Below are 10,439 nucleotides of genomic sequence, written 5' to 3' on the forward strand. Positions count from 1 at the left end.
ACAGGTTGTTTGGTTGAAGGTTACAGGTTGTTTGGTTGAAAGTTACAGGTTGTTTGGTTGAAAGTTACAGGTTGTTTGGTTGAAGGTTACAGGTTGTTTGGTTGAAGGTTACAGGTTGTTTGGTTGAAGGTTACAGGTTGTTTGGTTGAAAGTTACAGGTTGTTTGGTTGAAGGTTACAGGTTGTTTGGTTGTTTGGTTGTTTAGTTGTTCGCCAAAGGCGTGGTGATCAGGTACAGTCTTATTTGACGCTGATTGCATTAAAACCCTATTGCCTATTGCCTATTGCCTATTGCCTATTGCCTATTGCCTATTGCCTATTGCCTTCAAAGCATAAGCAATTTCGCTCAAACGTTTCTGAAAATTGCTATATGGATATGCCGACTTTTGTATTAGCTTCAGCTTCTAGTGCTCGCAGACGATTGTTACAAACTGCTGGTATTGAACCGGTGGTCTGCCAAAGCAATTTTGACGAATCTCAAGTGCAGCATCCAGAGCCAGCAACCTTAGTGCAGATTCTAGCTGAACAAAAAGCAAAAACTGTTGCTGATCAATTTAGGGACGCTCTGGTATTAGGCTGTGATTCTGTATTGAGTATGGAGGGTGGGATTTATGGCAAACCCCCTAACCCCTCTGAAGCAATTGCTCGTTGGCAACAGATGCGAGGGACTACTGGAGAACTCTATACAGGTCATGCTTTAATTGACTTATCTCGGAACAAAACCATAGTGCGCTGTGGTGTAACCCGAGTTTATTTTGCCAATGTAAGCGATCGCGCTATCGAAGCCTATGTTGCTACTGGCGAACCCCTTAAATGTGCTGGAGCCTTTGCCTTGGAAGGTAGAGGGGGACTCTTTGTTGACAAAATCGAAGGCTGTCATAGTAATGTTATTGGTCTTAGCTTACCCCTACTCCATCAAATGTTACAGGAACTAGGATATGAAGTTACTGATTTTTGGCGCTTGAACTAATAACTAATAATTAAGGACTAGGGCAACAAAAAAATCTATGACCACTAAAGACGACTTTAAACAACAAATCAAAGCAGGTAACATTAGGGATGCCCTGACCCTATCCCTCGGTGAAGCAGTGGAGTTAGAAATTACGACTTGGGTTTCCTCATCTAGCCCAGCTCCTAATTCCTCAGCTGAGCTAGACCAACCAACCTCTGATTGCCAAATGCGTAGTCGCATGAATATTGTTGATGGTGAAATCAACAACGAAGTTGGTTCAGAGTTTATGGGCAATGGGCCTTACACTGAACTGAAGCAATTTCACCTAGAGCAGGTAAAACAAGGACGCCAGACTATTCAGCAAAATTTGGAAAATTTGCAACAACTGTTTACAGTTCTGAGTACTACCATGGGTCGGCTACCTCAAGGCTCTGAGCTAGGTACTGATAGTAGCTCTAGTCTATCTACTAAAAAAGGGAATAGGGAATAAGGAAAAAAATCCTGTGTACCTGATTGCTATGATAACAGCTATAACGATTACGGTGCGTTAATAACGCACCGTACAGATAGCTACAGATAACATATAAAATTCCAATTATGCGATCGCTACCCAACCAGTCGGATTACGTAATAAAAGCGGTCATTCGACAATTAAAAGAGGATAGACTGTTGCCCCTAGATGATTGATTAGGGGTAGAAAATTTTCCGTAGGGTGCGTTAGGGGGGCCTTCATTTTTCGCCTCGTAGTCAGGGTTTGGACAGGCCGCCCCGTAACGCACCACCGTGTCAAACAGCAAAAATGAGATGCACCCAGTCGGATTACGTAATAAAAGCGGTCATTCGACAATTAAAAGAGGATAGACTGTTGCCCCTAGATGATTGATTAGGGGTAGTGAAGCTATCAGCTAATTAGGGCTTGCTGATTAACTCTAAAAGCATTGACAGATAAAGGTTTTAGCATTTTTTGTTCGAAAAAAGTGTCAGCAAATCGGTCGAAAAAGCTCAAAAAATTAGCATTTTGGGCAGACAATATCCGAAAAATCATCGGACTTGTCTTCCGACTACCTTCTATATAATTCCCATTTCTCCTAACTCCTGACTCCTAACTCCTGACTCCTACCAATACCAAAAGACTTTTTCAGCAAACCCTAATTATAAATTGCATCTTTCAGTAAAAAGGCATAATCCCAAAGAACAGTTTCCTGACTTGGGAGGCTCGTTGAGAGTAGTTTTTTTAAAGATTATGTAAAGAGAACTCCCTGATCATCATCAAATAATCACATATATAAAGATTGGGTAAAGATACTTAATTGCCAGATATTTCCTTTTAGCTTTCTTTATATACTCACTAAATAACAACGGTTGTTCCAGTTGATTAATTCCTTGACTATTCTAGTAGCGCCACATGGATCAACGTTGTTTAGTCTACTATTTCAAATAAAATCTATGAACTTACTCAATTCTGGTAAATTATTGCCTGTAGCGACTACGGCTATAGGTACCTTGGCTGCATTGAGCTTGGGAGCTTCTCCTCCTGCTGAGGCGGCATCCTTAAAAACAATCACAGCTTCAGCATTCGCACAAACTCGTTCTAGTGATGCTGATTTTCCCTTCTTTTTTACGTTCTCGTTTCCCGATGTGCCTGGAACAGGGGCAGTCGCTATAGCTGAATCTATTGCTGACACCTCTGTAGGAAGGGCGGATGCCTTTGCAAGTTCCACAGCTGAGCGAACTTCAACTGGTAATTTGTTCTTTTCAACTCAAGAGCGTCAAAAAATCCTGCGAAGGACTCCTGGGACGTTGCAGGCTTTTACCGTGACTAATGCAGATGCAGCACCGGATCCATTTAAGTCTCCTTCTTTCCGCGATGTTGTCAATAACGAAGGCATTCCTTTGTCTGTTGAAGAAGAGTTTGAGTCAGATCTGAATACATCTTTGGAGATTACATTTGATGATGAAGCCGATCAGATTGTCTTTGACTTTTTAGGTAGTACTCTATTAAGAACTCAGGGGCTTTTTGAATTTTCAACAGGTATTAGGCTGGAGTCGGTAGGGTTAGGACTCTTACGCTCATTTACTATCAATGAAAGTTTTGAGCTCGCTTTTCAAGGAGGTTGGGGATTAGACGATTTGTCATTTACGCAAGATGGCAAGACTTTTTCTGCTGATTTCGACAATCTTGATTTCGTAATTCCCGTTAATTCAGAATTTACTGCAGAAGATTTTCAAAATCTCGACTTTAGATTTAACGGCTCAGGTATTGTTGTAGCAGCTTCAACTCCAGAACCTGCTTCTATACTTGGTCTACTATCAGTGGGTATTTTAGGTGCTGGTTCAGTAGTTAGTAAATTGGGTAGCACTAAGAAATAAGTGATCACGAATCAGTAATCACGAATCAGTAATCAGTAATGCGATCGCTTTCTCTACGAGTGCGATTGCCTACGGCACAGGCTTGCGCTGAGCGCAGATCTTTTAGGTTAGCTGTCCGGCAAAATTCATCCCACACCTAATGCATAGCATTAGGTGTGGGATGAATTTTGCACAGGGTATTAAAAAATTGCTATAATATATTTACTGATAAACAAAGCCGTTCGCGAAGCGTGGCCAAAGGCCTTAAATGCTGGTTTGTCAGCCACCTACTAATCAAAAATACCACTTATTGTATTGTTCCGGCGCGGAGGGGCATCCCGGAGAGGAAACCTTAGAAGAGTGGAGCCTTAATCATAAAGTTTTAACCCTGTTATGCATAGCCGACTAACCATAAAGGCTCCACTCTTCTTGCGGTAACTTCTGACCGTGTCGTTAATAAAGTAACCCGTGTATCCGTTCGCGCAGCGTCGGCGAAAGCCGATACCGTTGGGTGGAGTTGGTAAGAAGCCCACACGCTCACTCAAAGAGTCAGTGTGGGAGTATGTCACTTGCGTTGTAAGCATTCAGCCGTCAGCCGTCAGCTGTCAGCCGTCAGCTGTCAGCCGTCAGCTGTCAGCCGTCAGCTGTCAGGTAGTAGTTATTGTAGGGTGGGCAAATCGACAGGATTCGAGATTAAATTGTCAGCTTGTAGGGTGGGCAAATGGACATAATTCGATATCTAATGGTCTCAGGTACAGCATTTGCCCACCCTAAGCCACAGCAAATAGACCCGATTCGAGTGAAAATTACAGCATTTGCCCACCCTACGCCTACGCTTCAGGGAAGGTGGGCAAATGGACCCGATTCCAGATCAAATTGTCTCAGGTACAGCATTTGCCCACCCTACGCTTCAGGGAAGGTGGGCAAAGGTCGAGGATTCGAGATGAAATAGGGAATTGGCTCAGCATTTGCCCACCCTACGCCACTCAGGGAAGGTGGGCAAATGGACCCGATTCCAGATCAAATTGTCTCAGGTACAGCATTTGCCCACCCTACGCCGCTCAGGGAAGGTGGGCAAATGGACCCGATTCGAGTGAAAATTGTCTCAGGTACAGCATTTGCCCACCCTACGCCTGAGAGCTGATAGCTGATAGCTGACCGCTGAATGCTTACGTTGCGTTTGCCATTATTTTTTGCTATTTTATCCTTAGAAAGGGTAGAGTGTAATCACATATATTTACGCTGTGGACAAAACTATTTAACAGCGTACTGGTACGAAAGTATGTTAAAATCCAATCGGTATTTCCGTTCCTGATCTTGTTTTCTTGAGGCCATTGCTGGGTCAGGGTCATGATTGCTAGTAAACCGAACCTGACCAATGAGTCTCCAGCCATTTTCTCTCGGCGGATTTAACCCACTCCAAACCCTACCGAAAATAGCTGTTGCCTCGTGCGCCAGTGAGTATCTACCCACCGACGAATACCTGTTTCGACAACCTCAACCCCAAGCGGCTGTAGCGGGTGAGGGTAGCAACTGTTAGAAGGAAGCATAACTTGGATAAGGCAGGCACTGAGTCAAGTCTTGCAAATCTTCGACCTATAACCATTATTACACTTTTGACTTCACTTTTTGTCAGTTAAGCAGCTGTCACTTGTTGTGCTACAACCCGAAGTGCGGAATGTCGGTTCAGCAGTAATGGCCAGTGCTAGGTTGCTCAACTCGTTGCCGTCTGATATATATTTAACCTAAATAATTGTAAGTAACCGAGTGTTTGTTGATGGTTGACGGTTGGGTGTTCACAGTCAGCAAGAAACTCTCAACAACAGCTATATCTTTTAAAGAATCCCAAGATTATAACCCAAGGGTGGCTGTGGGAATATTAAAAATTATTCATAATTAGTCAATCTAAACTAAGTTACAAAACTACCCTAATAAGCGCGAGTTTACTATTATGGCTCCTAGCGATGACTTCAGACAATACCTTAAGACAGGCAATATTAAAGAGGCTCTTGTCCTAGCCCTGAGCGAAGCAGTTGATTTGAAAATTACTACCTGGGTAGCCGACACCAATGCTGATTTAGATGCAGCCCAAGCAAAACCTGGTCATCGTATGTGTACCCGCATTGATACCATTAACGGTACCATCGACAATGAAGTGGGGGACCAGTTTATCGGCAATGGTCGCTATAGGGAACTGCGGCAATTTCACAATGATCAGGTGGCTCAAGGCAATCAAATTATTCAGAGCAACCTCAAAAGTCTGCATAAGCTGTTTGAAGTTCTACTCACTCTAGGTTACCCAACTAGCACTACTGGGGTTATAAAGCCTGAATCCCCTAGGGTTGAAACCCATTTATTGCCAAGCACAGAACCGGTAACTGAAACCAGAGTAGCCATAGAGTCAGTCGAGTCAGTCGAGTCAGTCGAGTCAGTCGAGTCAAACACAGAGCATCGTGTCGATACAGTTACTAAAGCCGTTTTGGGGACTGGATTGGCAGCAGCAGCAGTTGCCTCTGCCTCGGAATTAGTAGCAAAACCTCCCCCAGTCGAAGTAGAACCAACTCAGACAGCACCAGAGACACCCCCAACAATCTCTGCTGACCTTGAGTCAGTAACAGCTACTACCCCAGGGAACTTTGATGATTCATTCATTAATCCCTACACCGTAACTGAGCCGATCATAAAACCTGGATTGGTCGATGAAGTAGTCGATGAAGTAGTTTCTGACCCTGGTTTGTTTCCAGAGATTACTGAGAGTACTGAATTGCCAGAAACGACTGACTTGGAGGAGGAAAAAGCAATAGGAAACTTCCTACAGGATAGGTGGTCAGAAACTGAGTCAATCTTGGTACCTCCACCCCCCATGGAAGAGGAAACAGAGATTATTCCTGACTTTCTACCAGATACGGCTCCAGAACTGGAGTCAGTCTTGGTACCTCCAACCCCGATTGAAGAAGAAACAGAGATTAGTCCTGACTTCCTACCGGATACGGCACCAGAACTGGAGTCAATCTTGGTACCTCCACCCCCAGTTCCAAAAGAAACCCAAGCTAGCCCCGAGACTTTCCTAGAAACTGAGCCTGAACTGCTAGAAGTCCCCTCAGCAGAACTGGAATCCTCACTGATGCCATCGAAAGATAGCACCGAGGCGTTAGAAGCGGAAACTGAACAGGACGATTGGGATGACTCGATGTGGGAATTACTGGAGTCTGTGCCTGATCAGGAGCTAACTGACCAAGACGTTTCAGATGCAGAAATTGATCAACAATGGCAGGAATTCGTTGAAGAACAATCGGAACCTGATTTAAAGTCATCCGATGCAGTGGATAATCAAAATTGGGAACTCCTGACATTAGAAGATTTGGAGTTAACGCCCCCATCACCAGAATCCACAACTGAAACTTCAAACCAGGAATTAGAAGATGAATGGGGTGATTTGTTTGAAGAAGACACACAACAGCTTGATACAGACTCTAACCTCCTCAGCCTAGAATCATTGGAGCTAGAAGAAAATGAGGATTGGGATGATTGGATGTTGGAACAACCGGAGCACTCATCACTAGAATTGACAACTCCTGAGATAGATTCATTGGATGTCTCTGAGGATAATGAGTGGGATAAATTAACGAAAAACGCTAATCCGTTCACTGCACCAAGTAATCTCAATGGATCAGCAACAGATTTAGAACTTGATGAAGACTGGGATGATTTCGCAACTGATGAACTGGAATCTTATCCATCTCTAGGAAATAGCTTGGATCTATCGGCACCTTCAGAAGATCCAGATACTTCAGAACTGACCAATGACCTAACTGATGACCATAACTTTAATCAGGAAGAATCTCAAGAGTTAGATCCGTTTCTAGAAATCTCTGATATCACCGATCAATCAGAGAAAGCATCTGAGGACCTCATGGAAGACTTGTTTGACTTTCCTGTGGCACAACAGAGTGAATCTGAGGCGATAAAACTTGATGATGATAATTGGTCTAGCCTGGAAGAGTCACTATTTATCAAGAAACCACGTAAACAAGAGGATTAGTTTGGTTGAAATCGATAATTCCTCCACTTATATCCACTTATATTAGGGTAGTTAATATCTTATTAAAATGGCCGTGACCAAGACCAGAAAACATAAGCAACCAGGAACTACTGATGCCAGCGCCGGATTAAATTCGCCACGGGTCGCACCTGATCTTAGCTCTAGATTAGGTCAAACCCTTGATGAATTTTATGGCTCTTTGGGGGATGTCTTGATTGACATCACAGCCTTAGAAGTTAACACCATGGTAGTGGAGGAAATTAAGGGAGATAAGTTCATCCCCTGGGAAACCTACCGGGATATTTACCCGATCTCAGCAGACTATCTAGAGCAACAGGGAATTCATCCGTCTTTACGCGATCGCTACCTTGAGTTACGTAAAACCTTGGAACTAGAGTACACCGTCCTTCTGAGTGATCCCCATTCACCCTTGTATGATCCCACTGTTCTAGACCAGGCGAGAGGAGGCCAAGAAATCCTCACCGATCCCACAGTAGAACTGCACCAAATTAACACCCGACTACCAAACCCTACTAAAACCAGCAGTTCTGAGGAAATGCTTCAAGCGCAACAGATTCTTAAGAACCATCGTTTCTTACGTTGTTTGCGTAAGCTCAGTGAACTAAAAGCAGCACTCGATAGTCGAAATCAGGCATTGCTAAAAACTAATTCACAGCAACGGGCAAATGTCAAGTCAATCAATGATTTAATTTGCGCCCAAACTGTGATTCAACTAGATGGTGATGTGATCAACCGCTATGCTCAGGAAATTGTTAACCATCCTGATCGAGATTTGATTCTACACATCCACAAGCAAGGAGTCACTGCTAGTCAACAGCAGTGGAGAGGATTGCTAGAATTTATTTTGGGTTTGGTACAGGCGTCAGTGAGATGGGGTAATGGTCAGAGTTTACCAAAAAATTTGGGTCTAAAGCCCCGTCCTTTAAGGAGGGCTTGTTTTTGTTCGCCTTTGGCGGCTCCAAAGGAGCATCTATAGTATTGACAGTTTGATCGCACCGTGTTAAGGTAAAAATATTACAAAAAAACAATTAATGTTCTAGATAAACATGATCTTGAATAAGTAGACAGTGTAAAAAACATGTTTTGAGATAATCATGTTGCACAATCAAGTCTAACGATTTGGACGTCTATAAAAGTCTAAGATCAAAAAAATGTTCATCTAAATCTTTTCTCTATTTTAGGTACGGTGGGGCACACCGAAACCTAGGTCATACACCAAATACGCTTGTGGAGAGGAGACCTCTATTTTTCCTGGCTCCGGCCTGGTTAAACAAGTCACCCCGTTGTTCGCGTAGCGTGGCCAAAGGCCAAGCAAGAATCCCCGTCCTTCCAGGGCGGGGAGTGTCAACTTGGGGCAATTGATGTACTCAGCGTATGAGCTGTCAAAACTTACCACTACCGATTAAGTAAAGCAACGCCATCCTAACCGCAACTCCACTAGTCACCTGTTGAGGGATTAAGCTAATCTGGGGATCATCCATCAGCTCAGAACTAATTTCAACGCCTCGGTTAACTGGACCAGGATGGAGAATGTGAACGTTGGGTTGGCAAAGTTGGAGGCGCTCCTGGGTAATCCCATAACGCTGATGATATTCTCTCAAACTAGGCAACAAATGACTCGTCATACGTTCTTTTTGCAGCCTTAAGGTCATGACAAAGTCAGCATCTTTTAGTGCTGGTTCAATATCCCAGTGAACATATAGCTTAGGATGACTAATTGGTAACTGTTGCGTAGTCGTCAGGGAATGGCTGGCTTGACTTGTGATCGGTACCGTTGCTTCTACAATCACAGGGGTTTCGGTGTAATGCCTCTGGTGACCAAGGCTAGACTTAGCCGATAACTGTTGCTGTTGCTTTTCCCTAGGTTGTTGCAGACGAGTACTACTGTATTCAGCAAATAATTGCGGAAGTAGGGTAGGTGGTCCAGCGAGATGAACCTCTGCCCCTGTCGCCAGGAGACTCCAGATATTGGAACGGGCAACTCGTGAGTGCAAAATATCTCCAACAATGGTAATCTTTTTTCCAGCAAGCAGTTCTATACGGGGATTGTCCCAGTCTAAGCAAGAACAAATTGTAAACAAATCCAGCAATCCTTGAGAAGGATGTTCATGTTGACCATCACCAGCGTTAAGTACACTTACCTGGACACCAAGTCGATTCATCTCAGTAGCAATAATTTGAGGAACTCCCGCCTGCCGATGGCGAATCACCATCATATTAGTTCCCATTGCCAGGTAAGTCTTCGCTGTATCAAGAATCGTTTCGCCCTTGCTTAAGGAAGATGTTCCTGGTGCAAAGTTTAGGATATCAGCAGAAAGACGCTTAGCCGCTAGTTCAAAACTGCTACGAGTACGGGTTGATGGTTCAAAAAACAAATTCGCAACCACGTGACCCTGTAGTGCAGGTACCTTTTTGGTGCGCCGGGACAATACTTCCCGAAAGCTAGCGGCAGTTTGTAAGACTGTATTGTATTCATCTGGCGTAAAATCAGCCAGGGCAAGAATATGGCGGCGAGTCCAGGTGGCATTTGCCATATAAGTCGTCAAGCAATTCAATAATTTAGCTTTGCTGCTCGTGACAGCTTTGAGAATTTCTGACACCCAGGAAACCCTAGATATCGATTAAGGTTAGCAGGTCGAGCAGTATTACCTACTTGGTATTGTTGAGCCCCAAAAACTAAGATAACCTCAGCGCAAACCTGTGTTAAGCAAAAAAGCTGGTTTAGTGTTCGGTCTAAGAAGGTTTTCAACAAAAGGTGCGACCCAAGGCCGGGAGGGATTCCTCGCGGCCTTGGAGGCGCGCACCTAAGTTTTATCAACTGATATCATGTCCGGTTGAATACTTATAATTCCTTGATAATTGATCACTAGTTAGGGTTTGCTGAAAAAGTCTTTTGGTAAGGGATTGAGTCAGGAGTCAGGAGTCAGGAGTTAGGAGTTAGGAGAATTATTAGGAGAATTATATAGAAGGTAGTCCGAAGAATTCTCCCTTGATTTTTCTGCCCTTGTCTGCCCAAAATCCTAACTTTTTGAGCTTTTTGGACCGATTTGCTTGCACTTAAAGAGACCCAAAAAGG

Annotated in this window: 10 protein-coding genes; 8 read left to right on the forward strand and 2 right to left on the reverse strand. The window is 43.8% G+C overall.

The annotated features are described in order from the left end of the window. Positions 1 to 369: 369 nt before the first annotated feature. The 3 genes from F6J99_RS14435 (at position 370) to F6J99_RS14445 (ending at position 3,321) form a co-directional block, all read left to right on the forward strand. Entirely contained in the window at positions 370 to 969 is a 600-nt protein-coding gene (locus F6J99_RS14435; protein WP_293113527.1) for a nucleoside triphosphate pyrophosphatase, read from the forward strand. Positions 970 to 1,006: 37 nt separating this feature from the next. Then, on the forward strand, positions 1,007 to 1,441 hold the full coding sequence (locus F6J99_RS14440) for a hypothetical protein (protein WP_293113520.1): 435 nt from the start codon (positions 1,007 to 1,009) through the stop codon (positions 1,439 to 1,441). A gap of 956 nt (positions 1,442 to 2,397) precedes the next feature. Then, the gene (locus F6J99_RS14445; protein ID WP_293113521.1) at positions 2,398 to 3,321 is read left to right on the forward strand and encodes a hypothetical protein; all 924 of its coding nucleotides are present in this window, start codon (positions 2,398 to 2,400) and stop codon (positions 3,319 to 3,321) included. 347 nt (positions 3,322 to 3,668) lie between these two features. On the opposite strand, the gene F6J99_RS14450 is transcribed toward F6J99_RS14445, so the two are convergent. Beyond that, positions 3,669 to 3,884, reverse strand: coding sequence for a hypothetical protein (locus tag F6J99_RS14450; RefSeq protein ID WP_293113522.1), 216 nt, complete (start codon positions 3,882 to 3,884; stop codon positions 3,669 to 3,671). Positions 3,885 to 4,021: 137 nt separating this feature from the next. On the opposite strand from F6J99_RS14450, the gene F6J99_RS14455 reads away from it, so the two are divergent. The 5 genes from F6J99_RS14455 (at position 4,022) to F6J99_RS14475 (ending at position 8,339) form a co-directional block, all read left to right on the forward strand. Continuing rightward, complete coding sequence (locus F6J99_RS14455; protein WP_293113523.1) at positions 4,022 to 4,252, forward strand: hypothetical protein; 231 nt, start codon at positions 4,022 to 4,024, stop codon at positions 4,250 to 4,252. 51 nt (positions 4,253 to 4,303) lie between these two features. Beyond that, positions 4,304 to 4,444, forward strand: a complete 141-nt coding sequence (locus F6J99_RS14460) for a hypothetical protein (RefSeq protein ID WP_293113524.1) — start codon at positions 4,304 to 4,306, stop codon at positions 4,442 to 4,444. A gap of 234 nt (positions 4,445 to 4,678) precedes the next feature. Then, positions 4,679 to 4,840 carry a hypothetical protein gene (locus tag F6J99_RS14465; protein WP_158069488.1) on the forward strand — a complete coding sequence of 54 codons (162 nt, stop codon included), beginning with the start codon at positions 4,679 to 4,681 and terminating at the stop codon, positions 4,838 to 4,840. Positions 4,841 to 5,251: 411 nt separating this feature from the next. Beyond that, positions 5,252 to 7,342: a hypothetical protein gene (locus F6J99_RS14470; RefSeq protein ID WP_293113525.1), complete on the forward strand. Its 2,091-nt coding sequence runs from the start codon at positions 5,252 to 5,254 to the stop codon at positions 7,340 to 7,342. Positions 7,343 to 7,409: 67 nt separating this feature from the next. After that, entirely contained in the window at positions 7,410 to 8,339 is a 930-nt protein-coding gene (locus F6J99_RS14475; protein WP_293113526.1) for a hypothetical protein, read from the forward strand. A gap of 406 nt (positions 8,340 to 8,745) precedes the next feature. On the opposite strand, the gene F6J99_RS14480 is transcribed toward F6J99_RS14475, so the two are convergent. Then, positions 8,746 to 9,897 carry an aspartate carbamoyltransferase catalytic subunit gene (locus F6J99_RS14480; RefSeq protein WP_293113528.1) on the reverse strand — a complete coding sequence of 384 codons (1,152 nt, stop codon included), beginning with the start codon at positions 9,895 to 9,897 and terminating at the stop codon, positions 8,746 to 8,748. Positions 9,898 to 10,439: the final 542 nt, after the last annotated feature.

Origin of the sequence: Moorena sp. SIO4G3, from assembly GCF_010692305.1 — a bacterium.
GTDB classification, from domain to species: domain Bacteria; phylum Cyanobacteriota; class Cyanobacteriia; order Cyanobacteriales; family Coleofasciculaceae; genus Moorena; species Moorena producens_A.

Excerpts from the sequence above, each read along its gene's own strand:
- F6J99_RS14435 (WP_293113527.1), top strand. The coding sequence starts at position 370 with ATGGATATGCCGACTTTTGTATTAGCTTCAGCTTCTAGTGCTCGCAGA.
- F6J99_RS14440 (WP_293113520.1), top strand. The coding sequence starts at position 1,007 with ATGACCACTAAAGACGACTTTAAACAACAAATCAAAGCAGGTAACATT.
- F6J99_RS14445 (WP_293113521.1), top strand. The coding sequence starts at position 2,398 with ATGAACTTACTCAATTCTGGTAAATTATTGCCTGTAGCGACTACGGCT.
- F6J99_RS14450 (WP_293113522.1), bottom strand. The coding sequence starts at position 3,884 with ATGCTTACAACGCAAGTGACATACTCCCACACTGACTCTTTGAGTGAG.
- F6J99_RS14455 (WP_293113523.1), top strand. The coding sequence starts at position 4,022 with ATGGACATAATTCGATATCTAATGGTCTCAGGTACAGCATTTGCCCAC.
- F6J99_RS14460 (WP_293113524.1), top strand. The coding sequence starts at position 4,304 with ATGGACCCGATTCCAGATCAAATTGTCTCAGGTACAGCATTTGCCCAC.
- F6J99_RS14465 (WP_158069488.1), top strand. The coding sequence starts at position 4,679 with ATGAGTCTCCAGCCATTTTCTCTCGGCGGATTTAACCCACTCCAAACC.
- F6J99_RS14470 (WP_293113525.1), top strand. The coding sequence starts at position 5,252 with ATGGCTCCTAGCGATGACTTCAGACAATACCTTAAGACAGGCAATATT.
- F6J99_RS14475 (WP_293113526.1), top strand. The coding sequence starts at position 7,410 with ATGGCCGTGACCAAGACCAGAAAACATAAGCAACCAGGAACTACTGAT.
- F6J99_RS14480 (WP_293113528.1), bottom strand. The coding sequence starts at position 9,897 with ATGGCAAATGCCACCTGGACTCGCCGCCATATTCTTGCCCTGGCTGAT.